This is a genomic window from Janthinobacterium sp. GW822-FHT07H10 (genome assembly GCF_058798675.1).
This window is the reverse complement of sequence record NZ_JBXAKS010000003.1, coordinates 595,609-619,133: the sequence shown is the minus strand read 5'-3', so window position 1 is coordinate 619,133 and position 23,525 is coordinate 595,609. Positions and strand designations below refer to the sequence as shown.

Sequence of the window (23,525 nt, the reverse complement as noted above, 5' to 3'; positions counted from 1 at the left end):
CGACCGGCATGCTGAGCGCTTGCAGCACGCCTTGCGACGCGCCCGGGCAATTGTGCGCGCCTATTGAATCTAACACAAGGCCACTACCGCCACCGAAGCCGCTGCCGCCGCCCGTGCCGCCGAAACCGCCAGCGCCGGAACCGGTGACATTTGCCGTGGCCGTGCCGAATATTACCTCGTACGACGAGAGTGGCGCGCCGCTGGCGCCCGTCAAGGGCAAGCCGGCCACCGGCACGCCGCTCGACATGCCGGCCGCCACGGCGCCGGCGCCAGCCGATGGCAATGTGCGCCACATCGGCCTGCTGCTGCCGCTGCGCTCGCCTTCCCTGGGTCCGGCCGCCGAACTGCTGCGCGCCGGCTTCATGGCGGCGTACGAGCGCGACCGCAGCGGCTTCGAAGTGACGGTGATCGATACGGGCGACGGCAGCGGCGACGTCCTGGACAAGTTTGCGCAAGCGCAAGAGGAACAGGACATCGTCGTGGGGCCCTTGTCGCGGTCCGCCGTCACGGCCGTGGCGAATAGCGACCTGGTGCGCAAGCCCACCATCGCCCTGAACCATCCCGACAACCGCGGCGAGGCGCGCCTGCCCGAAAAAATGCTCATCATGGGCCTGTCGATCGAAGCCGAAGCGCGCCAGGTCGCCGCCTGGGCCGCCAGCGAACAGCCGGGCGCCAGCGCGCTGATCCTGTCGGCCGGCTCGCCGTCGCAGCGCCGCACCAGCGCCGCCTTCAAGCAGGAATGGCTGCGCCAGGGCGGTAAAGTCGAATTGGTGGAACTGTCGGCCGTGAATGGCTACCTCAGCGATGCCGAGATGGTGCAGCTGCGCGCGCGCCTGGCCGCCACGCCGCCGGGCCTGCTGTTTGCCGCGCTCGACGCCGACCAGGCGCGCCAGCTGCGCGTGGCCATCGGCAGCGACCTGCCCCTGTATGGCACGTCCTCGCTGAATCCGGGCACGGGGCGCGGCGCCAGCGGCCCCGAGCTCGACGGTACGCGCCTGCTGGACTTGCCGTGGCAGGTGCAGCGCGACCATCCGCAGGTGATGGTGTATCCGCAGCCGCCGCAGCCGGCCGAACGCCGCCTGACAGCCGACATGGAACGCCTGTATGCGCTGGGCATCGATGCCTTCCGCGTGGCGCGCGAAGTGGCGCTGCGGCCGAACGCGCCGTTTACGCTCGATGGCGTGACGGGCCGCCTGGCCGTGCGCTTCGAGCATGGCCAAAGCGTGTTCGAACGCACGGAACAGGCAGCCAGCTACCAGCAGGGCGTGCTGGGCACCTGGCCGCCGAAGGAAGTGCCCGTGCCGGCCGCCTTGCCGTTGACGCAATAGGAACAAGGCGCCATGCCGTCCTGGCCCTTCCCCGGCAAGCGCAAGCGCGCGCAGGGACGGGACGGGCGGCAGGCGGAAGACGATGCGCTCGCATATCTGTTGTTGCAAGGCCTGGTGCTGCTGGAACGCAACTACCTGTGCCGGGGCGGCGAACTCGACCTGATCATGCGCGATGGCCCCTCCATTGTTTTCGTCGAAGTGCGGCTGCGCTCCAGCCGGGCCTTCGGCGGCGCCCTGGCCAGCATCACGCCAGCCAAGCAGCGGCGCATGGTGTACGCGGCGCAAACCTGGCTGCAGGGGCAAGAAACGCTGCCGCCATGCCGCTTCGATGCGCTGGCCATCGATGGCGGGCGCATCACTTGGCTGAAGAACATCCTCGATATGTAAGCATTTTTAACAGTGCTTGTCCGCCATGCCGCGCGCCTGCACTATAATCGGCAGACTATGAATAATCAACGCATCCTCTCGCACTTCCACGAAAGTGCCGAACTCAAGATCCAGGCCGCCACCGTACTGGCGCAACCCATTGCGCAGGCGATCGACCTGATGTTTTATGCATTGTCCAACGGCAACAAGATCCTCGCCTGCGGCAACGGCGGTTCCGCCGCCGACTGCCAGCATTTCGCGGCCGAGCTGGTGGGACGCTTCGAGCGCGAACGCTTTCCGCTGCCGGCGCTGGCGCTGACGACCGATACGTCGATCCTGACGGCCGTGGCCAACGACTACAGCTACCGCGACATCTTCTCGAAGCAGGTGCAAGCCTTCGGCCAGGCCGGCGACATCCTGCTGGCCATCTCCACCTCGGGCAATTCGGCCAACGTGATGGCGGCCGTGGAAGCGGCGCTGGAGCGCGAAATGCGCGTCGTGGCGCTGACGGGCAAGGACGGCGGCGCCATCGGCAAGATGCTGACGGACGCCGACGTGCATATCTGCGTGCCGGCCGAACGCACGGCGCGCATCCAGGAAGTACATTTGACAACCATACACTGCATTTGCGACGGCATCGATGTCGCCTTGTTCGGAGGAGACGTGAATGACTAAATTCGGTACTGGCCCAGGCTGGAAACGCGTACAACGCCCGTTGGCGACCGCCTTGCTGTGCGGCGCCATGCTCACCTCGCTCACCGGCTGCATCGAACTGATGGTCGGCGGCGCCGTGATGGGCGGCGTCGCCGCGGCCGACCGCCGCACCCTGGGCGCCCAGACCGAAGACAAGTCGATCGCCCTGAAAGGCGAGTCGCGCATCCCCTCCATCGTCGGCGACGTGGGCCACGTGAACGTCACCAGCTTCAACCGCCGCGTCCTGCTGACGGGCGAAGTGCGCGATGAAGCGATGAAAAATGCCGTCGAGCGCGAAGTGCGCAATATCGCAGGCGTGGAATCGGTGGCCAATGAGCTGATCATCGCCGGCCCGGCCAGCTACACCTCGCGCTCGAACGATGCGCTGATCACGGCCAAGGTCAAGGCCAGCCTGGTGGACATGAAAACCATCTCGGCCGCCTCGTTCAAGGTCGTCACGGAAAACGGCACCGTCTTCCTGATGGGCCGCGTCACCCAGCGCGAAGGCACGGTCGCCTCCGACGTGGCGCGCGGCGTGAGCGGCGTGCAGAAGGTGATCAAGCTGTTCGACTACATCTCGGAAGCGGAACTGAAGCAATTGCAGCCGGAAGCGCCGCAGCAGCGCACCACCAGCACGGTCAGCGATACCGTCCAGCAATAAGCGTTCTCCCCCATCCGGCCTACGGATCCAGCGCGGCGATACGGCTATAATGGTCGCATCGTGGCCGCATCGCCGCGCTTTTGAAATGAAAACCATGTCAACTTCGCCATCTGCAAGCAAATCCTGGCTGAAGCCAGCCCTCATCGCCGTCTTCGTGGCGGGCGTGGCGGCGGCCGGCTACCTGTCGCTGAACGACAAGCAGAGCGCGCCGGACGTGACCTTCCACGGCATCCATGGCGAGAAAATCACGTCGGCCAGCCTGCGCGGCAAGGTGGTGATGGTCAATTTCTGGGCCACCTCGTGCACCACCTGCGTGGCGGAAATGCCGGAAATGGTCGACACCTACAACAAGTACAAGGCGCAGGGACTGGAATTCGTGGCCGTGGCCATGAAATACGACCCGGCCAACTACGTGCTGAACTTTGCCAAAACGCGCCAGCTGCCGTTCAAGGTGGCGCTCGACGTGACGGGCGAGGCGGCCAAGGCCTACGGCGACGTGGCGCTGACGCCCACGACCTTCGTGCTCGACAAACAAGGCAAGATCCTCAAGCGCTATGTGGGCAAGCCCGAGTTTGCCGAACTGCACAAGCTGCTGGAAACGGCCATCGCCGGCTGATCCCCCTCAGACACCTTACAAAACCCTGTTGCCAGGTGTTGCCCATCTGTTATAACCTTCCCTTGCGTGATCCCATTCACCTTGTGAAGGCCAGCCGTGTCCCTAGCCGCTCAACCGCCCGACCCGCAGCAACTGAAAGCCTGGCTGCTTGCCGCCGGCAACAAGGACGCCACGGCGTTCCGTCAGCTATATAACTCCACCTCATCGAAACTGTTTGGCTTCGCGCTGCGTATATTGCATAAGCAAGAGCTCGCTGAAGAAGCCTTGCAAGAGGGGTTCGTCGCCATCTGGAACAACGCCGCCACTTACCAGAGTCATCTGGCGGCGCCGATGACCTGGATGGCCACCATCGTGCGCAACAAGGCGTTCGATGTGCTGCGGCGCAGCGACGATACCGTGGAAATCGATGCCGAACAGTTTGATAGCGAAGTCATGAATGCACTCCGAGACCCCCAGGCCACGCCCATCGAATCGCTGCAGCTGAGCGGTGACGCCAAGGCGCTGGCATTCTGCATGTCGGCCCTGGAAGGGCTGCACCGGCAGGTGGTTGCCCTGGCGTTCTATCACGACCTGTCGCACAGCGAAGTGGCGCAGCAGATGTCGCTGCCGATCGGCACCGTGAAGACGTGGATACGCCGCAGCCTGGAACGGCTGCGCACGTGCCTGGCGAAACGGGAGGCATCATGAATATCCGCGGCAATGACGCGCTGCGCCAGAAACTGGCATCCGAATACGTGCTGGGCACGCTGAAAGGGGGCGCCCGGCGGCGTTTCGAAGGCTGGCTGCACAACGATGCCGGCTTGCGCAATATCACGGCCGAATGGCGCCAGCGCCTGGAACCGATGGCGGAATTCGCCACGCCCGTGGCGCCGCCGAACAGAGTCTGGAAGCAGATCGAGCAGCGGCTGCACCTGGCGCCGCAAGGCGGCTGGGCCCTGTGGCGCGATTCGCTGTCGTTCTGGCGCAGCCTCGGCATGGCCTCGAGCGCCATCGCCGCGCTGCTGGTGATCGTCGTGGCCACGCGCCTGCTGGACGCGCCGCAGATCAGCTATGTGGCCAGCCTGACGGACGAGAAGGCGCAGACGGCCCTGCTGCTGACGGCCGACAGCCGCCACGGTGCGCTCGACGTGCGCATGGTGGGCAACGCGCCCGTGCCTGCCGACCGCGACCTGGAACTGTGGGCCGTGCCGAAGAGCGGCAACCCCCGTTCGCTCGGCTTACTCGCCGACAAGGGCAATATAAAACTGGCCCTGTCCCAGCGCGCCATCGGCGACGACGTGGCCCTCCTGGCCGTCACCCTCGAGCCGAAAGGCGGTTCGCCCGATCCGAACGGACCGACGGGACCAATCTTGTACAAGGGTAACTGGGTGAAAATTTAAGCAGCGCAAAAGCGAGGGCTGGGGCCGTATCCTGCAGGGTACGACTCCGGAGGTCGCTCTTGCGGTTATTTAGGGTACAGAATCATCTGCGTGCAGCGGAACAGGGCGATGGTCTTGCCTGTTTCCTTGCTTTTCACCACGGCATCCCACACCTGCGTGTTGCGGCCCTTGTGCTCTACCTTGGCCGTGCACGTGATGGTGCCGTCGCGGGCCGTGCCCAGGTGGTTCGACTTCAATTCGATGGTGGTGAAGTTGCTCGCGCCTTCGGGCAGGTTGGCGATGCAGCCATAGCCGGAAGCCGTGTCGGCCAGGGTCACCACGCTGCCCGCGTGCAGATAGCCGTTCGGCGCCAGCAGATGCGGCAGCACGGGCAGTTCCGCCGTCAGCTGGCCGTCGCCCACGTCCGTGATGACGATGCCCAGGTGGCCGGGCAGGCGGCCGGTGCCGCGTTCATTCAACAGTGCTACGGTGATCTCGGGATGGCTCATGCTGGTCCTTGTGCGGGTGAATCCGGGCAGCGGATCTGCCGGAGAATACTATGATGATAGCAACTTTCCCCGCATCGGTTTGGCGGCCGCCTATTTCCGGCCGCGCCGCCGTTTCCACCACACCAGGGTTCCCGTCAGCATGAACAGCAGCGGCATCAGGCCGAAGAGGGTGATGAAGGCGCGCCCGGCCGCGCCAAACGCCTGGCCCGAATGCAGCGGGAATTGCCAGCCCAGGAAGACGTCGCCGGCCGGCGCCCGCAAGGGATCGCGGATGCGCAGGGGCAAGCCGCTGCGCGCGTCCAGGGTGATGCGCGTGGCGCCGTCGCCGTCGGCGATTTCGCCAGGCTGGCGCACGCGCACGTCATACGGCTGGTCCGGCTTGGCCGGCAACACGATGCGCGACACGCGCGCCTGCGGATACAGCGTCTGCGCGGCGGCCATGGCCTGGCCCGCATCGAGCACGGCGCCATCGTTCTGCAGATTTTTCAGTTTGGCCGTGTCCGGCGCCGTCGACACGAGCGCCACCAGCGGCACCACCAGCTGCGGCAAATTGAAATAGATGCCGGAAAAGGCCAGCACGGCCAGCACGGGGGCGGCAAAGAAACCGGCCGCCTTGTGAAACGTATAATTGAAACGGGGCCAGGACCCGCCATGCGACACCGTCAGGGCGCGCTTGATCGCCTTCCACTGCAGGCGCGGCCACCACAGATAGATGCCGCTGAGGGCCATCATCAGCAGCAGCACGCCGGAAATCCCCGTGACCGTCTTGCCCGCGTCGCCCGACAGCAGATAGCGGTGCAAATGAAACATGCCTGACATCAACAGCGGACGCGTGAGGCCGAAGCGGCCCCAGTCGCGCTCGCCCTTCACTTGCAGGGTGTAGGGGTCGACCATCACCTGGCGCACGATGGCCTGGCTGAACATGGACGGCTTGGCTGGCTGGCGGTACGACGCCACATACACGTCGCGCGCGTCGGCCGGCGGATTGAGTTGCGTAGGCTTGCCGTAGGCGGGGTCGGCCGTGAGCTGATCCACCACCGTTTGCACGCTGCGCGGCGTCACCTGGAAGGCCTGGCCAGGCGCGGGTGTGCTCGCCTGCAACAACGTCGGATTCAGCCAGGCATCGAGTTCCGGCATCCAGGCGATAGCCGAGCCCGTCAAGCCCAGCAGGACGAACAGGGCGCCGAACCACAGGCCCGCATACAGGTGCAGCTTGGCTAACAGCCATTTGATCGGGCGCTTGGACATGAAGGGGGGACTCTGGGAATTTTGGGCTGCGGAACGATAGCATGAAAGGCCCGGAGTGAAAATCATTATCAGCTGGCATCCTGTCCTGCCCCCGTAGCGCAAATGAATTGCAACAGGCGCTGACAGCGGGGCGATTTTCTTGCTACTATGCGCCCATGTCTTCCCGCCAGCCCACCCGCAAGCTTGCTCATCACGGCGCCGCCGTCCTCGCGCGCACGCCGTGGCGGCTGTGCGTGGCACTGTTCAGTGCGCTGGCCCTCGTGTTCCTGCTGTCGACGGCCGCCTCGCACCTGCACAAGACCAGCCTCGACGCGGAAGAGTGCGCGCTGTGCGCCACGGCCATCGACAAGGTGGCCGATTTCGCCGTGCCGCCGGCCATCGCCGAGCCGCCCGCCCAATTACTGCCGTACCGCTTACTGGCCGCCGTGCCGGCCGCCCTGGCGCCCGTCGCCGCCATCCTGCTGCCGCCCGTGCGCGGCCCGCCTGCCGCCTCGTTGTAGTTCCCACGCTGTCTTTCCTTTTTTCAGGCGGTCCCTTGCCGCGCTTTGATGCGCGCCGGGCCGCCTGGCGTTGACTATCTTTGAGGTTTACCATGCAACACACTCCCCGTCTGAGCGCGCTGTCGCTCGCCCTTGCCAGCCTGTTTACCGTGTCCGCCCATGCGGCCGATGCCACTCCTGCCGATACGGCCGCCGATGCCGCGCCGCCAGAGATGCAAAAGGTCGAAGTCACGTCCGCCCACCTGAAAAGCGCGCGTATCGAGCTGTCGCCGAAAGTCGGCACCACCATCTACAGCATCGACAGCCACATGGTCGGCATGCTGGGCCAGGGCGACAACACGCCGTTCAATGAAGTGCTGCTGCGCCTGCCAGGCGTGTCGCAGGATTCGAAGGGTTCCGGCGCCCTGCACGTGCGCGACGACCATGCCAACGTGCAATACCGCATCAATGGCGTGCAATTGCCGGAAAGCATCAGCGGCTTCGGCCAGTCGATCGACACGCGCTTGATCGACCATACGGATTTCATGACGGGCGCCTTGCCGGCCCAGTTCGGCCTGCGCACGGCCGGCATCGTCGATATCGAAACGAAGGAGGGCGGCATGACGCCGGGCGGGCGCATCGGCATCCTCGTCGGCAGCCACGATCATGTGGAACCGAGTGCCGAATTTTTCGGCAGCGTCGGCAAGTTCAATTACTACCTGTCCGGCAGCTATCTGGGTAACTCCCTGGGCGTGGAAAACCCGCAAGACACGCGCAGCGCCCTGCACGACAAGACGCGCCAGAATAAGTCGTTCGGCAGCCTGTCGTATTTCCTCGATGACAACACGCGCCTGGGCGCCATGTTCGGCACCTACAACGGCCGCTTCCAGATCCCGAACAATCCGAACCAGGCGCCCGCCTTCTCGCTCGATGGCCACAGCGATGCACAGGCGGGCACGTCCAGCCTGCCGTCGTCGCAGCTGAATGAAAACCAGCGCGAGGTGAACCGCGTCCTCGTGCTGTCGCTGCAAAAAAGCCTGGGCGACCTCAATTACCAGGTCTCGGCCTTCCACCAGTATTCGGAACTGCACTTCACGCCCGATGCCATTGGCGACCTGATCTACAACGGCGTGGCGTCGGATTCGCGCCGCTCGAACAGCGCCTCGGGCGCCCAGTTCGACGCCAGCTACAAATTGCTCCCGGACCACACCGTGCGCGCGGGCCTGGCCTACACGCGCCAGAAGACGACGAGCGACAACACGGTGGCCGTCTTCCCCGCCATGGACGGCGCGCAAACGTCCACCACACCCATCACGGTGCGGGACAACAGCGGCAAGACGGGCACGCTGGCCAGCTTTTACCTGCAGGATGAATGGCATATCAGCAAGCCCCTGACCCTGAACTACGGCGCGCGCTTCGACAAGGTCTCGGCCTACACGAGCGAGCAGCAATGGAGCCCGCGCGTGAACCTGGCCTACCAGCTCGCGCCGGGCACGGCCCTGCACGCCGGCTATTCGCGCTACTTCACGCCGCCGCCGCAGGAACTGGCCGCGCAGGGCAGCATCGACCTGTACGCGAACACGACGAACGCGCCGGAAATCGGCCAGTCCGACAACGTCAAGTCCGAGCGCACGCATTACTACGACGTCGGCATCAGCCATCAGGTGAATGCGCAACTGACCGTGACGGCCGATGTGTACTATAAAAAGATCAACAACCTGCTCGACGAAGGCCAGTTCGGCCAGGCGCTGATCCTCACGCCATTCAACTATGCGGACGGCTACGCCAAGGGCCTGGAATTGTCGGCCATCTACAGCGAGAAAAACTGGGGCCTGTTCCTCAACGCCAGCACGCAAAAAGCGCAGGGACGCAACATCAATTCGGGCCAGGCCCTGTTTGGCGCCGATGAATTGAACTACATCAGCAAGAACTATGTCTACCTCGATCATGACCAGAAATACACGCTGTCGGGCGGCGGACATTATCACTTCGGCGATTCGCAAGTGAGCGCTGACTTCCTCTACGGCAGCGGCCTGCGCATGACTCCGGAGGGCGGCGCGCCGAATTCCGGCCATTTGCCCAGCTACTTTACCGTCAATGCGGCGCTCACGCATACGTGGAAAAACACGCCGCTCGGCAAGGTGGAAGGACGGCTGGCCCTGATCAACCTGTTCGATAAATCGTATCTGCTGCGCGACGGTTCCGGCGTGGGCGTGGGGGCGCCCCAGTATGGCGCCCGCCGCAGCCTCTACGCCGGCTTGTCGACAAGCTTCTAAAAGTTACGCGCGAAGACAGCGGCAGGGAGCAACGCCTGCCGCTGTCGGTTGCCGTCCGGTTCCAAAAATTATCCCCAGGCGATGGCCGCCTGGCCATGCGCCTGCAGATACGCATTGGCCTGGCTGAACGGCTTGCTGCCGAAGAAACCTTTACTGGCCGACAAGGGAGACGGGTGGGGCGCGGCCAGCACCAGGTGCTTGCCGGGATCGATCAGGCTGCGCTTGGCTTGCGCATAGCCGCCCCACAGGATGAAGACGAGATGACTGCGCTCGGCGGACAGGTGGCGAATGGCGCTGTCGGTCAGCTTTTCCCAGCCCTTGCCCGCATGCGAGCCGGCCACGCCGGCGCGCACCGTCAGCACGCTATTGAGCAGGAACACGCCTTGCTGCGCCCAGTCGGACAAATCCGTGCGCGTGCGCGCCACGCCCACGTCGCCATGCAACTCCTTGAAGATATTCTGCAGGCTGGGCTGTGGCGGCGTGCCTTCGGGTATGGAAAAGCACAGGCCCATGGCCGCACCCGGCGTGTGGTACGGGTCTTGGCCGAGGATCACGACTTTCACTTGCTCAAATGGTGTCAGGTCGAACGCGCGGAAGATGTATTTACCCGGGGGAAAACACTGCCCCGCCGCATAGTCCGCCTTCACGAAGGCGGCCAGGCGTTCCCAGTAAGGTTCGGCGAAATCAGCTGCCAGCCGCGCCTTCCACGATGCATCGATGCGTACGTCCATGCCTCACCTCATAGCTTATCCGTCAACCATGCTTTTTCAACATGACAGTATAGAACGCCCGGCCGGATGAGGCGCATACGATTCGAACAGGCAAAAAAAAGCCGCCAGCTCCAGCCGGCGGCTTTGATGCAGCGCAAGGTGCTTAGAAATTCAGCGCCGATTCCACGCCGGCGCTGTGCGCCTGTTCATCCGCGTGGTACGAGCTGCGCACCATGGCGCCGACGGCGGCGTGGGTGAAGCCCATCTTGTACGCTTCTTCCTCGAACATCTTGAAGACGTCCGGGTGCACGTAGCGGCGCACGGGCAAGTGGCTGTTCGATGGCGCCAGGTACTGGCCGATGGTCAGCATGTCGATGTCGTGCTCGCGCATGTCGCGCATCACTTGCAGGATTTCCTCGTCCGTCTCGCCCAGGCCCACCATGATGCCGGACTTGGTCTTGACGTCCGGATACATGGCCTTGAAATCCTTCAGCAGCTTCAGCGAATGCATGTAGTCGGAGCCGGGACGCGCTTCCTTGTACAGGCGCGGCGCCGTTTCCAGGTTGTGGTTCATGACGTCCGGCAAGCCATCCTTGAACAGGTTCAGGGCTTTTTCCAGGCGGCCGCGGAAGTCGGGCACCAGCACTTCGATGCGGGTGTTCGGCGACAGGGCGCGCGTTTGCTGGATGCACTCGACGAAATGGCCGGCGCCGCCGTCGCGCAAGTCATCGCGGTCGACGGAGGTGATGACGACGTAGTTCAACCGCAGCTTGGCGATGGTTTTCGACAGGTTGGCCGGCTCTTCCTTGTCCAGCGGGTCCGGGCGGCCGTGGCCGACGTCGCAGAACGGGCAGCGGCGCGTGCACTTGTCGCCCATGATCATGAAGGTAGCCGTGCCCTTGCCGAAGCATTCGCCGATGTTCGGGCAGCTGGCTTCCTCGCACACGGTCACCAGCTTGTTTTCGCGCAGGATGTCCTTGATTTCATAGAAGCGTGTCGATGCCGAGGCGGCCTTGACGCGGATCCAGTCCGGCTTTTTCAGGCGCTCGACTTGCTCGATCGGAATGATCTTGATCGGGATGCGCGAAGTCTTGCTGGCGCCTTTTTGCTTTTCGCTCGGGTTGTACGCGGGAGCGGCGGTCGCGGCGGGGGCGGTGCTGGAAATGGTCTCAGAAGTCATGGCTGCAAGCCCTTGCGGGCGATGTTGGTTTGTTTGCTCAGGCATCCGCTGCCTGAGGCGCGCCTGCGGCGCTGTTTACCTCGGTTACATCGAGTAATACGGTCAATTCCCGGGCCAGGGCCCGCTGCACGTCGGCCAGCGGCGCCACCACACCCATGCTGCGCATGTCCACCGTCTTCAGGCCGGAATAGCCGCAGGGGTTAATCCAGGAAAACGGCGCCAGGTCCATCGCCACGTTGAGCGACACGCCATGGTAGGTGCAGCCATTGCCGCGCACTTTCAATCCCAGCGCGGCGATCTTCGCACCCTTGTCTGGCCCGCCGGCAATATAAATGCCAGGCGCGCCATCGATGCGCTCGCCAGCGAGATTATACGCCGCCAGCACGTTGATGATGGCTTGCTCGATTTTATGCACGAACTGGCGCGCATACAGCTTGCCGCCCGGCTTGTTGCGGCGCAAGTCCATCAGCAGGTAAATCACCACCTGGCCGGGGCCGTGGAATGTGACTTCGCCGCCGCGGTCCGTCTGCACCACGGGGATCGAATTTTCTTCAATCGCTGCGCCGGCCAGCAAATGGCCGCGGTCGGCCGCCAGGCCCAGCGTGAACACGGGCGGATGCTCGACGATCCACAGTTCGTCGCGCGTGTCCGTCGTGCGCGCGTCGGTAAAGGCGCGCATGGCGGCAAAGGTCGGCTCGTAATCGACGCGGCCCAGCTCGCGGATCAGCGCCGCTTCGGTTCGGGTGGTGGTCATGACAGATTCTGTGGTCAGCTGCCGGCGCCCTGCGGACGCTGCGGCGAAGCCGTGATTATAAGCCAGGCCGCCGTTTCATTCCGGCGCGGCGGCCGGCAGCAGCAGCCTGCCTAACTTTTGGGCAGCATGGCGTATCTGCGCGGCGCTGAGGGCCGTATAGCCGAGCAGCACGGCCGGCGCCAGCCTGGCGCTGTGGCAAAAGTCGCCGAGCGGCTGCAGCGCCAGCCCCTCCTGCGCGGCGCGCGCGCAAAATGCGCGCTCGTCGCTGCCGGCTGGCAACCACAGTACGCAATGGAAGCCCGCTTGCTGACCGGAAATGGCGTAGCGTCCGGGCGCGGTCTGCTCGAGGACGGCCAGCAGCAGGTCGCGTCGCTCCTTGTAGGCCAGCCTGGCCTGGCGCAAATGGCGCACGAAGGCGCCTTCCTCCATCCAGGCGGCCAGCGCCAGCTGTTCCGTCACGCCGACGGACCGGCCCGTCAACTGCAGGGTGCGCAGCAGCTGCGCGCGCAAGCCGGGCGGCAGCACCATGAAGCCCACGCGCAGGCCGGCAAACAGGGTCTTGTTGAAACTGCCGCAATAAATCACGCGCTGGTACTGGTCCAGCGCCTTCAGGGCCGCCAGCGGCGCGCTGTGGTAATTGAATTCGCTGTCGTAATCATCTTCCACCACCCAGGCACCGCTGTCGTTCGCCCATTCCAGCAGGGCCAGGCGGCGCGTGACGGACATGGTCACGCCCAGCGGCGACTGGTGCGCCGGCGTCACGTACGCAAGGCAGGCGTCGGCGTGGGCGCGCAGGGCGGCGCAATCGATGCCCTCGGCGTCGACGGCAATGTCCACCGGCACGGCGCCACTGAGGGCGAACAGGGCGCGCGCGGCCGGGTAGCCCGGTTCTTCCAGGCACACCTTGTCGCCATCGCGCACGATGCTGCGCGCCAGCAAGTCGATCGCGTGGCGGATGCCGGTGGTGACGACGATGTCTTGCGGGTCGCAGCGGATGCCGCGGTACTTGCCGAGGAAATCGGCGATCTGCTGGCGCAGCCGGGGCAGGCCGGCCGGATCGGCGCTGCACAGCTGCTCCGGCGTGGCGGCGGCCAGCGCCCGCGCCGCGCACTTCGACCAGGCGGCCATGGCAAACAGGCTGGCGTCGGCGCGCCGGGCCACGAAGGGCAAGCCGTCGCGCACGCCCGTGTCCGAGGCGGGCGCCGGCGCCGCGGCCAGCGTGGCGGGGAGGGCATCGTCCAGGCCGGCCATCAGGAAGCGTTCCGGCACGACGGCACACACGCGCGTGCCGGAACCGGGTACGCGCGTCACGTACGCTTCCGCGTGCAGGCGGTCGAACACGGTTTCGATGGTGCCGCGCGACAACTCCCACCGTTCCGCCAGGGTGCGGCTGGACGGCAGGCGACTGCCCGCCGGCAGCATCTTCGTCAGGATGGCCGCGCGCAGCGCTTCATACGCGCCATCCTGCTTGTTGACGCCAGCCTTGTCGAGCCAGCTGGTAGGGCGGGGCAAGTCCAGGGCGTGCGGTGATTTTCCTCGCGGCATGATGATGGTCGTCCAAGTGGTCCAATGAAATAAGTGATGACTGGCACTTCGCATTACACCACAACCATTCTACTCTCACCGTTCCGGTGCGCCAGCGTGGCGCGCCATGCCATCTTGCGTCTGGAAAACATGAATAAAAACACATCCATGCCACTGTGGGCCTGGGGCAGCATCGTGCTGCTGCTGGTCTGCCTGTCGCGCATCAGCATCGACATTTACCTGCCGTCGTTGCCGGCCATGGCCGATGCCCTGCACGCCAGCGATGCGCAGTTGCAACTGACCCTGAGCCTGTTCATGGCCGGCTCGGCCGCCTCGATGCTCGCCTGCGGACCGCTGGCCGACCGCTACGGACGCCGCCCCGTGCTGCTGGCCGGCACGGGCATTTATGTGCTCGCCAGCATCGTTTGCACGGTGACTTCCGATGTGCACGTGCTGATCGCCGCGCGCGTGCTGCAGGCGTTCGGCGGCTGCAGCGGCACCATCATCGGCAGGGTCATGGTGCGCGACCGCTTCGATCCCGCCACGCAGGCGCGCATGCTGGGACGCATCTCGATGGTGATGGGACTGTCGCCGATCCTGGCGCCGCTGGCCGGCAGCGTGCTCGACGCGGCATTCGGCTGGCGCGCCGTGTTTGGCGTGCTGTGCCTGCTCGGGGCGCTGTCGCTGGGACTGATCGCCGCCTACTTGCCGGAAACCAGGCCCGTCGACACTGCACCGCAGGCAAATACCCTGGCGCTGTACCGGCGCCTGCTGGGCGATGCCTATTTCCTGCGCTATGCGCTGGCCATCGGCTGCGTGTATTGCACGTACTTCCCGTTCATCGCGGAATCGTCCGTGCTCTTGCAAAGGGGCATGCAGCTGTCGCCCGGCGCGTATGCGCTGGTGTTCGCGCTGACGGTGAGCGGCTATATCGCGGGGTCGAGCCTGTTCCGCGCGCTGGGACCGCGCCTGGGCGCCGAGCACATGCTGGGCGTGGCCGTGCTGATCAATGTGGCGGGGGCGGCCAGCTTGTTGCTGGCAGGCAGCCTGGCGCCGCAGCACGTGGCGTCGCTGGTGGCGCCGATGCTGCTGGTGATGGTGTCGGTGGGCATGGCCATCCCGGCCTGCCAGCTGGCCGTGCTGCAGCCGTATGGCGCCCAGGCGGGTAGCGCCTCGGGCCTGTTCTTCTTCGTGCAGATGGCGATCACGGCCGCCTGCGGCGCGCTGCTGGCCGCCATCACCGACGGCAGCGAAAAGCCCCTGCTGTGGGTGACGACGGCCGCCAGCTGCGCCTTTGCCGCCGTCTGGCTGCTCACGAAGAGCCGGGCCAGCGTGACGGCGGCAACGCTTACATGACGATCTTCACCATCGGGTGACCCGACAGCGCCGTGTACAGGGCGTCGAGCTGTTCGCGGCTGATGGCGCGCACGGTCACGGTCAGGCCCGTGTAATTGCCCTTGCCCGATGGGCGCTCTTCCATGCGGCCCGCGTGGAAGGTCGGATCGTGGCTGATCACCAGTTCCAGCATGGTCGGCGCGAAGTCGACATGCGTCGGGCCCATGATCTTGATGGGAAAATCGCTCGGGTATTCGATCAGCGATTCGCTGGGAGGAATCGTGACTTCGGTAGGAGGGGTGGTTTGCATGGGAAATCCAATCAGTGCCGGTAAGGACAGGCGGCGCAGCATACATCGCGCGGCGGCTGCATAAAAGCGTATTGTAGCCAACTTTGGGGACGCATGCGCCCGTTGCCATGGCGCCGGCGATGGCGCCCGCATGGCGGAAAAAAAAGCCAGCTATGCAAGCTGGCTTAAAACTATTTCGTTTGGACAAAATAGCGGGAAAAAATCGGTGCTGTCACTACGTGCGGCATTGCGCTGTTCTGCAATGCCCCTACTGTAGAGAAAACACCGCGGCATTGCCTCCGGCATGTGACGAACTGCCGGTTTGACGGCCTGAACGTCCATACGGCGCGACCAGACGGGAATCGGCCCGGCGCCAATGCCTCGTTCAGCGCTCCTGTTCCTGCACGCGGCCGCTGCGGCCGGGACCGCCGCGCTCGCTGCCCCGCTCATGCGCCCGTTCACGCGCGGCACTGGCGCGCTCGGCACCGCGCTCGCCGCCGCGCGCTTCCGGCGCGGGACGCGGTGCCGGCGCCGGCATCGCTGGCGGTGCCGGGCGTGCCGCGGCTACCGGCGGCGGTGAAGGCGGCGGCGCCGTTTGCAACACCTCGCGGCGGTTGCCGCGCTCCCAGCGGCCACCGTCCTGGCGCGGCGCATCGGCCGGGCGTTCCATCACAGGACGCGGCGCCCGCTCATGGCGCGGATACGCCTCGCCACGCCAGCCGGACTGGCGGCCCACGTGGTCTTGCACAGGCGGCAAGGCCGGCATGGCCGGCAGCATCGGCTGTGCCGGCACGGGCGGCGCGGATGGCTGCGGCGGAATGGGCGGCGCGGCCGGCACGGGCGGGCGCTGCGGCATCAGCGGACGGGGCGCCACGCGCGTCTGGCCGTCGTCCGTCTGCAGGCGGCCCGGGCGGTTGACCCAGTCGCGCCGGGGAATGTTGTCCGTGCGGTTGTCCATGCGCGGCCGTTCGGTCGGGCGCTGCCAGTTGCCGGCCGGCGGAGGCGCCGTGCTCAAGGGCAAACTTTGCATGACGGGCGGCGGCATGGTGGTGCGGTTGCGGCGCGGCACGTCGACCGTGCGCTGCGTGCCGAAACGCTCGCCGGGCAGCATCGTCATGCCTGGACGGCGTTCGCGTTCGCCCGCCACGGGGCGGCGGCCTTCGGCGACGCGGTTGATGCGGCGTTCATAGTCGGCGCTGGCGCGGTAGCCGGGCACGTAACGGTCGTGCGGCGACAGGGGGAACCAGCCAACGCCGGGGCGCGATCCATGCTGTGGCCCATGCGCGCCGCCGACCCAGCCCACCAGCGCCGGCGCCCAGGGCACGCGCGCGCGGTCGCGCCCCGGCGCCCAGCCCCAGCGGTGGCCCAGCAGTACCCAGCGGCCGTAATGCGAGGGCGCATAGCCCCACGGCGCCTTGTCGACCCAGGTCCAGCCCCACGGCGCGATCCACGTCCAGCGCCCGTCGCTGTACGGCGCCCAGCCGGCAGCTACCGTGGTGGGCAGCCACAGCGGGCCATACTCGGCATCGTCCTGCCAGGCACCGTAACGGTCCAGCTCTTCATAGCCGGTCGTATCCTCGGTGACATAGCGCAGGGCCGGCGCGGCGGCGGGCAAGGCTTCGGGCCAGTGGTCGAAGGCCACGCGCTGCAGGGCGCCCGTGCGCAGTTCCTCGTCCGTCAGTTCGGCGCGCTTGCCGGCGCGCAAGGTCACGCTGCCCGTCGCGCCATCCACGTCGGCCACGCCTTCGAGCACGCTGACGACGCTGGTGCCCGGCTGGCGCCCGGCATCGATGCGCACCCAGCCCGGCTGGGCCAGGGTCACGCGCGCCTGCTGCGTCGTCAGTTCGAGGCCGCGCAGCGCGTCCGGGTTGCGCACGCGCACGCTGACGCTGCCATAACTGAGGTGCAGCTTGAAACTGTCGTCATCGAGTTCGCTCACTTCCAGCTCGGAATCGCCATCGAGGCGCACGGCGGCCGCGCCGACGCGAAACTCGGCCAGGGCGCCGCGCATGGTACTTAAACGGTTATCCGTCGTGACGGGCCAGTTCAGCAGGGCGTCCTGCGCTTCGCCATCGCCGGCGCGCACCAGCACCTGCCCTTCGACGGTGGACAGACGCCCCACGCGGGCGGGCGGGTCGTCGGCCAGGGCCAGCGCGCACGCCGACGACAGCAGCACGGCGCACACGATTTTCAGGAGGGGGAAGGACAGGGTCGGACGCATGGCAGCGCTCCAGGCAAGACTTACAATGATGACATGACTGGATTACAGCCCTCTTCGGCCGGCATCGCAAGCAGGCTTACAAATGTTTGCATGTTGACCTGGCTCAGGAAGCCGCGTGCGCGCCCCGCTTGACGAAGAACAAGGCCGTGCCGACGGCCATCAGCAGGCCGCCAAAGAAGCGGTTCTGCTTTTTCACGGCGCGGGCATCGCGGAAGAAGCGCTGCATGGACGACGCCAGCAAGGCGTAGCCATGCATGACGAGCAAGTCGATCGTGCACATGGTGACGGCCAAGATCAGCAGCTGCGGCAGCACGGGTGCCGTGGCGCTAATGAATTGCGGCAACACCGCCACCATGAAGATGATGCCCTTCGGATTCGTCACGTTCGTCAAAAACCCCGTCAGCACGCGCCGATGCAGCGACGGCAGCGCGCTGGCCGCATGCAGGTCGCCGGCCACGGCCACCTTGGCGCGCCACTGCGACAGGCCCAGGTAGATCAGGTACAGCGCGCCCACCGTCTTGACGATATTGAAGGCCACTTCCGAGGCCAGCAGCAGGGAACCGACGCCGGCGCCCGCGATGAACAGCACCACCAGCAGCCCCAGCTGCAAGCCGAGGATGGTGGCGCTGGCCTTTTTCACCCCGTACGACAGGCCGTGCGACATCGACAGCACGGCGCCCGAGCCGGGCGAGACGGCGATGATGGTGGCGGCGAAGACAAAGGCGATCCAGGTGGCAAAATGCATGCGGCGTCCAGAAAATGGTGAATAAAAGCAATTTTACCCCGCCCCGTGCGGCGCTGCCGGCCATGCCTGGGGTAAGATCGCAGTCATGCCTTACCGACGTCATCCCTTGCCGTACAACCAAGAATAACATCATGAAAAACAACACTTTCCTAGCCCAACCATTCCCCGCCGCCACCATGGGAGCGCGCTGAGATGGCCGGCTCCAGTCTGCTGGCCCTGCTCGACGACATCGCCAGCATCCTCGATGACGTTTCCCTGATGACCAAGGTAGCCGCCAAGAAGACGGCCGGCGTGCTGGGCGACGACCTGGCCCTGAACGCGCAGCAGGTGGCCGGCGTGCGCGCCGAGCGCGAGTTGCCCGTGGTATGGGCCGTCGCCGTCGGTTCCATGAAGAACAAGGCCATCCTCGTGCCGGCCGCGCTGGCCATCAGCGCGTTTGCGCCGTGGGCCATCACGCCGCTGCTGATGGTGGGCGGCGCCTACCTGTGCTTCGAAGGCTTCGAAAAGATCGCGCATCAATACCTGCACCCGGACGACAGCCACAAGGCCGAGCTGGCGCAGGCGCTGCGCGACCCGCAGGTGGACCTCGTGGCGCTGGAAAAGGACAAGATCAAGGGCGCCATCCGCACCGATTTCATTTTATCGGCGGAAATCATCGTTATCGCCCTGGGCACGGTGGCCGCGGCCACCTTCGCCGAGCAGGTGGCCGTCGTCGTCGGCATCGCCATCATCATGACGGTGGGCGTGTATGGCCTGGTGGCCGGCATCGTCAAGCTCGACGACGCGGGCTTTTACCTGGCCGCGCGCAAGGGCGCGGGCGCGCTGATGGATGGCGTGCGCGGCTTTGGCCGCATGCTGGTGTCGGCGGCGCCGAAACTGATGAAGTTTCTCTCCGTGGTGGGCACCCTGGCCATGTTCATGGTCGGCGGCGGGATTTTGACGCACGGCTGGCCGTGGGCCAGCGCCATGCTGCACCACGCGGAGGCGGCCGTGGGCGGCGTGGCCGGCATCGGTCCCGTGCTGGCGGCCGTCACGCCGAGCCTGATCAACGCGGTGGCCGGCGTCATCGCCGGCGGCCTGGTGCTGGCCGGCGTCACGGCCGTCTCGGCTTTGTTGCGCCTGGTCAAATCGGGCAAGTAAGCTTTCTGTTCTCATGGAGCGGCAGGCGCATCCGTGCCTGCCGCTGCGGCCATGCCGGCGGCGCCTGCCCGTCCATGGAGATCCTATGCTGCCATCCCCCGTCCAACGCCCGAGCAACGCCTTTATCGGCGCTTCCTGGGCCGCCCCGCTGATCGGCGCCATCACCTACCTGTCGGGCCTGTGGAACGCCACCATGGCGCTCAACGAGAAGGGCTATTATTTCACCCTCCTCCTGTACGGCCTGTTCGCCGCCATCTCGCTGCAAAAATCCGTGCGCGACCGCGCCGAGGGCATCGCCGTCACCGGCATCTACTTCGGCCTGTGCTGGATTTCCGTGCTGCTGGCCTTGCTGCTGCTGACGGCCGGCTTGTGGAATGCCACCCTGCACAACAGCGAAAAGGGCTTCTATGCGATGGCCTTCCTGTTGAGCCTGTTTGCCGCCGTGGCCGTGCAAAAGAACGTGCGCGCCGTGGCGCGCGCCACGGCGGCCACGCCGGCCGAGGCGACGGGAACCTAATGCGCGCCGGCGAGTCTATGCTATGAGCATATCCATGTCGGGAAAGGGCGATGAGCGACCAGCAAAAACGATTGCAAATGGCACTGGAAGCGGCGCACATGGCGATCTGGGATTCGCGCATCGTCGCGGGCCGGGTCATCGACGGCTCGGTGAGCTGGTCGGCCAGGGGGGCAGCCCTGCTGGGCCTGGAGGAGCGCGCGCTCACGCATTCCTTCCACGCCTTCCTCGACTGCGTGCATGCCGCCGACCGCGACAAGGTGGTGGCCGTGCTGCAGGAAGGCGTGCGCCGGCGCGACGGCTATGCGCTGCAATACCGCGTCGTCTGGCCCGACGGCAGCGAACACTGGCTGGCGGCGAAGGCGCAAGTGTTCATGGATGCGGCAGGCCGGCCCGAGCGTACGCTGGGCATCATCTGGGATGTCACCGAACACCGGGCGCGCGAACTCATGATTGCCGAGCGCAAGGAACTGGCCGAAGTGACGCTCAGTTCCATCGGCGATGGCGTGATGACCACCGACCCGCAGGGCAAGACGCGCTACCTGAACCGCGTGGCCGAGCAGTTGACGGGCTGGAGCCACCCGATGGCCGAGGGCCTCGACATTGCGCAAACGCTGAACCTGGTCGATGAACACACGGGCCAGGCGCCCGAGCACGTGGCCATCAAGTGTTTGCGCCTGCGCCAGGCCATCGGCATGTCCACGCACACGCAGCTGATCACGCGCGAAGGGCGGCGCATCGCCGTCGAGGAATCGGCCGCGCCGATCTGGTCGCGCGACGGCGACATCCTCGGCGCCGTCGTCGTGTTTCGCGACGTCAGCCACGAACGCAAGCTGAGCCAGCAGCTGTCGTGGCAAGCCACGCACGACACCCTGACGGGCCTGATCAACCGGCGCGAGTTCGAACACCTGGTGGCCGGCGCCCTGCGCACGGCCAAGCAGGATGGCCACGTGCATGCGCTGCTGTACCTGGACCTCGACCAGTTCAAGGTCATCAACGATACCTGCGGCCACGGCGCCGGCGACGTGTTGCTGCAGCTGCTCGCGAAAATGCTGCAGGGACAGATGCGCGACAGCGACATCCTGGCGCGCCTCGGTGGCGACGAACTGGGCGTGCTGCTGCCGCACTGTCCGCTCGAGCATGCGCGCCTGATCGGCGAGCAGCTGCGCCAGTCCATCCGCGAATTCCGTTTCGCCTGGGACGAACGCAGCTTCGAGCTGGGCGTGAGCATCGGCATCGTCGAAATCAACCAGGACAGCAAATCCATGAGCGAGCTGCTGAGCGCGGCCGACCAGGCGTGCTACCTGGCCAAGGAGCAGGGCCGCAACCGCATCCACGTGTACCAGGAATCGGATGTCATGCTGGCGCAGCGGCATGGCGAAATGCTGTGGATTTCGCGCCTGAACGAAGCGTTCACGCACGATTATTTCCGCCTGTACGCCATGCCCATCGTGCACCTGCGCGACAGCGCGGAACACCACGACGAAGTGCTGATCCGCATCCGCAACAGCAAGGGCGACCTGATCTTGCCCGGCGCCTTCATTCCCGCCGCCGAACGCTACGACATGATGCTGTCCATCGACCGCTGGGTGATCCGCGCCGTCTGCCACCATATCCAGAGCGTGCGCGACAGCCTGCCGCCGCTCGCCGCACTGGTGGAAAGCCGCCGCCGCGCGCCGGCCCTGTACTCGATCAACCTGTCGGGCATGTCGCTGGCCGACACGGGCTTGCAGGACTACATCACCGAGCAGTTCGTGCAATACGCGATCGCGCCCGAACAGATCTGCTTTGAAATCACGGAAACGGCCATCATCGCCAACCTGCCCAAGGCGCAGGCCTTCATGCACAAGCTCAAGGCCCTCGGCTGCCGCTTCTCGCTCGACGACTTCGGCAGCGGCTTTTCCTCGTTCGGCTACCTGAAAGCCTTGCCCGTCGATTACCTGAAGATCGACGGCGTCTTCGTGCGCGACATCGCCAGCAACGCCATCAACCGCGCCATGGTCAAGGCCATCAATGAAGTGGGCCACGTGATGGGCCTGCAAACGGTGGCCGAATACGTGGAAGACGCGGCGACGCTGGCCATCATCCGCGACCTGGGCATTGACTATGCGCAAGGCTACGCCGTGGGCAAGCTGCGCCCGCTGACGGCCGGCGCGGACTAGGCGCTGGCGCCCTTAGCTGTCCCAGGGCGGCGCCGCCGCCAGGCGCTGCGGGTCGGGAAAGTCGCGCACGCGATAGCGTACCGGGTAGCAATCGACTTCCTGCATCAGCTCGCCGCCGATGGCCAGCGCCTCGTGCCACGCCAGCATCTTCGTGACGCTGTCGCCGCCAGCCGCGTCGGGCACCACCATGGCAACGATATCGGTGCGTGGCAGCAAGGTATCGACGCCGCGCGTCCACGTCGCCAGCGACACCACGCCTTCGCTCTCCTTCGGCTGGAACAGCATGCAGGTAGCCACGAACACATCCTCGCCGATGCTGTCGTTGAGTTCATCCCATTCCTGCTTCTGCTCGCCATAGTGATGGGCCCGTATCATCGTTTGCAGGCGCGCCAGGGCCGCAGCAACGGCCCCGTCCGTGGGCTGGCAGGCGACGATTCTTCCGTACCGTACGCCATACATGGCAGGCGACACGTGCCGGCCCTCGTCCTGCATCAGCTGGTCGGCCAGGGCGACCATCGCCAATTGCCCCGCCACATTGTGTGACGAGGCCAGCAGGAAACGCCCGCGCGTGGGGATCATCACCAGCGGCTCGCCGCCGGCACAGGCGCGGTACAGCAGGTCGGGCAGCAGCAGGCGCGAGGAATCGTAGGCATCGTGCCATTCGCCCATCATCAGCCCGTCCCCAAGCGCCACGAAGCTGTGCGGCGTGCGCTCGCGCAAGTTGTCCATGGCCACCGCCAGCGCCTGCTCGAAGGTCACGCCCCATTGCGCCAGGGTGGCCTGGCCGATGGTCGACATCGACGCCTGCGTGTCGTAGGCCAGCAGGATCAGGGCATCGTCGTCGAGGGCTTGCCAGGCATCGGCCACGGCCGGGCGCGGCGATTGGCGCAAGGCCAGCAGGCGCAGATAGTCGCCCTGGCTGCGGCTGCGGATCACGGGCATCAGGCTGTCCCGCGCCTCGGCAAAGGTCGCCGGCAAGCCCGGCACGTCGATACCGGCCAGGTAGTTTTGCAGCACGTGCGGCCGCTGCTTGCGCGGCGCGGCGCAGTAATCGCGGTAGGCGTTGTCCAGGTTGAAAATCTGCTGGGCATCGCCGTCGAAGACGATGCGAAATTGCGCCGCCTCGTAATGGCATGCCCGCGCCGGCCCGCGCTGGCCGATCTGGCGCAGGACGAGGTCCGCAAAGCCGTCAGGCGTGGGACGGGCGCGGAAGAAATCGAAAAAACCCATGCTGCTCCAGTGATGACCGTACGAAAAAGATGATACCTGGCAAAAGAAATAGCCAAATTGATACTGTAAACGAAAACCTGCCATGGGGAAACCAGTACACGCAGTGGAGCCACGGCAAATTAGCCGAACCAATCTGGGGGATTTTGATCTACATCAATAAATTTGCGTAGGCGACTCCTTACACTGA

Annotated in this window: 23 protein-coding genes; 13 read left to right on the top strand and 10 right to left on the bottom strand. The window is 65.7% G+C overall.

Annotated elements, in window-relative coordinates:
* Positions 1–113: 113 nt before the first annotated feature.
* The 7 genes from AC1RDJ_RS10575 (at position 114) to AC1RDJ_RS10545 (ending at position 5,043) form a co-directional block, all read left to right on the top strand.
* Positions 114–1,328 carry a penicillin-binding protein activator gene (locus AC1RDJ_RS10575; protein ID WP_493027386.1) on the top strand — a complete coding sequence of 405 codons (1,215 nt, stop codon included), beginning with the start codon at positions 114–116 and terminating at the stop codon, positions 1,326–1,328.
* Between the two features lie 12 nt (positions 1,329–1,340).
* Positions 1,341–1,715, top strand: a complete 375-nt coding sequence (locus AC1RDJ_RS10570; protein ID WP_071325999.1) for a YraN family protein — start codon at positions 1,341–1,343, stop codon at positions 1,713–1,715.
* A 57-nt stretch (positions 1,716–1,772) separates the two neighbouring features.
* Entirely contained in the window at positions 1,773–2,369 is a 597-nt protein-coding gene (locus AC1RDJ_RS10565; RefSeq protein WP_071325998.1) for a phosphoheptose isomerase, read from the top strand.
* A complete protein-coding gene (locus AC1RDJ_RS10560; protein WP_071325997.1) occupies positions 2,362–3,048 on the top strand; it encodes a BON domain-containing protein in 687 nt (228 codons plus the stop codon). The genes AC1RDJ_RS10565 and AC1RDJ_RS10560 overlap by 8 nt, the downstream gene beginning before the upstream one ends.
* A gap of 94 nt (positions 3,049–3,142) precedes the next feature.
* Positions 3,143–3,664, top strand: a complete 522-nt coding sequence (locus AC1RDJ_RS10555; RefSeq protein ID WP_493027385.1) for a peroxiredoxin family protein — start codon at positions 3,143–3,145, stop codon at positions 3,662–3,664.
* A 96-nt stretch (positions 3,665–3,760) separates the two neighbouring features.
* Positions 3,761–4,351, top strand: coding sequence for a sigma-70 family RNA polymerase sigma factor (locus tag AC1RDJ_RS10550; protein ID WP_071325995.1), 591 nt, complete (start codon positions 3,761–3,763; stop codon positions 4,349–4,351).
* A complete protein-coding gene (locus tag AC1RDJ_RS10545) occupies positions 4,348–5,043 on the top strand; it encodes an anti-sigma factor (RefSeq protein ID WP_071325994.1) in 696 nt (231 codons plus the stop codon). Before AC1RDJ_RS10550 ends, AC1RDJ_RS10545 begins: the two co-directional genes overlap by 4 nt.
* Before the next feature lie 65 nt (positions 5,044–5,108).
* Here the strand turns inward: AC1RDJ_RS10545 and AC1RDJ_RS10540 are convergent, their stop codons facing one another.
* Both AC1RDJ_RS10540 and AC1RDJ_RS10535 read right to left on the bottom strand, forming a co-directional pair.
* Positions 5,109–5,531 carry a PaaI family thioesterase gene (locus AC1RDJ_RS10540; protein WP_071325993.1) on the bottom strand — a complete coding sequence of 141 codons (423 nt, stop codon included), beginning with the start codon at positions 5,529–5,531 and terminating at the stop codon, positions 5,109–5,111.
* Between the two features lie 90 nt (positions 5,532–5,621).
* Positions 5,622–6,779, bottom strand: coding sequence for a PepSY-associated TM helix domain-containing protein (locus AC1RDJ_RS10535; protein ID WP_071325992.1), 1,158 nt, complete (start codon positions 6,777–6,779; stop codon positions 5,622–5,624).
* A gap of 155 nt (positions 6,780–6,934) precedes the next feature.
* On the opposite strand from AC1RDJ_RS10535, the gene AC1RDJ_RS10530 reads away from it, so the two are divergent.
* A complete protein-coding gene (locus AC1RDJ_RS10530; RefSeq protein WP_493027384.1) occupies positions 6,935–7,279 on the top strand; it encodes a hypothetical protein in 345 nt (114 codons plus the stop codon).
* A 92-nt stretch (positions 7,280–7,371) separates the two neighbouring features.
* A complete protein-coding gene (locus AC1RDJ_RS10525) occupies positions 7,372–9,534 on the top strand; it encodes a TonB-dependent receptor (protein WP_493027383.1) in 2,163 nt (720 codons plus the stop codon).
* A 68-nt stretch (positions 9,535–9,602) separates the two neighbouring features.
* On the opposite strand, the gene ung is transcribed toward AC1RDJ_RS10525, so the two are convergent.
* The 4 genes from ung to pdxR form a co-directional block, all read right to left on the bottom strand.
* Entirely contained in the window at positions 9,603–10,265 is a 663-nt protein-coding gene (gene ung, locus AC1RDJ_RS10520) for a uracil-DNA glycosylase (protein ID WP_071325989.1), read from the bottom strand.
* A 142-nt stretch (positions 10,266–10,407) separates the two neighbouring features.
* Complete coding sequence (gene lipA / locus AC1RDJ_RS10515; RefSeq protein WP_034782748.1) at positions 10,408–11,424, bottom strand: lipoyl synthase; 1,017 nt, start codon at positions 11,422–11,424, stop codon at positions 10,408–10,410.
* 37 nt (positions 11,425–11,461) lie between these two features.
* The gene (lipB, locus tag AC1RDJ_RS10510; protein ID WP_071325988.1) at positions 11,462–12,178 is read right to left on the bottom strand and encodes a lipoyl(octanoyl) transferase LipB; all 717 of its coding nucleotides are present in this window, start codon (positions 12,176–12,178) and stop codon (positions 11,462–11,464) included.
* Positions 12,179–12,253: 75 nt separating this feature from the next.
* Positions 12,254–13,723 carry a MocR-like pyridoxine biosynthesis transcription factor PdxR gene (gene pdxR, locus AC1RDJ_RS10505; protein WP_493027382.1) on the bottom strand — a complete coding sequence of 490 codons (1,470 nt, stop codon included), beginning with the start codon at positions 13,721–13,723 and terminating at the stop codon, positions 12,254–12,256.
* A 129-nt stretch (positions 13,724–13,852) separates the two neighbouring features.
* On the opposite strand from pdxR, the gene AC1RDJ_RS10500 reads away from it, so the two are divergent.
* Complete coding sequence (locus AC1RDJ_RS10500; protein WP_493027381.1) at positions 13,853–15,058, top strand: multidrug effflux MFS transporter; 1,206 nt, start codon at positions 13,853–13,855, stop codon at positions 15,056–15,058.
* Here AC1RDJ_RS10500 and AC1RDJ_RS10495 read toward each other — a convergent pair.
* From AC1RDJ_RS10495 to AC1RDJ_RS10485, 3 genes are all read right to left on the bottom strand, one after another.
* Entirely contained in the window at positions 15,051–15,347 is a 297-nt protein-coding gene (locus AC1RDJ_RS10495) for a DUF493 family protein (RefSeq protein ID WP_034752493.1), read from the bottom strand. The two genes, AC1RDJ_RS10500 and AC1RDJ_RS10495, sit on opposite strands and share 8 nt — an antisense overlap.
* Positions 15,348–15,711: 364 nt before the next feature.
* Entirely contained in the window at positions 15,712–17,547 is a 1,836-nt protein-coding gene (locus AC1RDJ_RS10490) for a DUF6600 domain-containing protein (RefSeq protein ID WP_493027380.1), read from the bottom strand.
* 103 nt (positions 17,548–17,650) lie between these two features.
* A complete protein-coding gene (locus AC1RDJ_RS10485) occupies positions 17,651–18,292 on the bottom strand; it encodes a LysE family transporter (RefSeq protein WP_071325984.1) in 642 nt (213 codons plus the stop codon).
* A gap of 192 nt (positions 18,293–18,484) precedes the next feature.
* On the opposite strand from AC1RDJ_RS10485, the gene AC1RDJ_RS10480 reads away from it, so the two are divergent.
* The 3 genes from AC1RDJ_RS10480 to AC1RDJ_RS10470 all read left to right on the top strand — a co-directional run bounded on the left by AC1RDJ_RS10480 (position 18,485) and on the right by AC1RDJ_RS10470 (position 22,108).
* Positions 18,485–19,432, top strand: coding sequence for a DUF808 domain-containing protein (locus AC1RDJ_RS10480; RefSeq protein WP_071325983.1), 948 nt, complete (start codon positions 18,485–18,487; stop codon positions 19,430–19,432).
* Between the two features lie 85 nt (positions 19,433–19,517).
* Positions 19,518–19,949 carry an inner membrane protein YiaA gene (gene yiaA / locus AC1RDJ_RS10475; RefSeq protein WP_493027379.1) on the top strand — a complete coding sequence of 144 codons (432 nt, stop codon included), beginning with the start codon at positions 19,518–19,520 and terminating at the stop codon, positions 19,947–19,949.
* A 50-nt stretch (positions 19,950–19,999) separates the two neighbouring features.
* On the top strand, positions 20,000–22,108 hold the full coding sequence (locus AC1RDJ_RS10470; protein ID WP_071325981.1) for an EAL domain-containing protein: 2,109 nt from the start codon (positions 20,000–20,002) through the stop codon (positions 22,106–22,108).
* Positions 22,109–22,120: 12 nt separating this feature from the next.
* Here the strand turns inward: AC1RDJ_RS10470 and AC1RDJ_RS10465 are convergent, their stop codons facing one another.
* Positions 22,121–23,338: a DUF1444 domain-containing protein gene (locus AC1RDJ_RS10465; protein WP_493027378.1), complete on the bottom strand. Its 1,218-nt coding sequence runs from the start codon at positions 23,336–23,338 to the stop codon at positions 22,121–22,123.
* Positions 23,339–23,525: the final 187 nt, after the last annotated feature.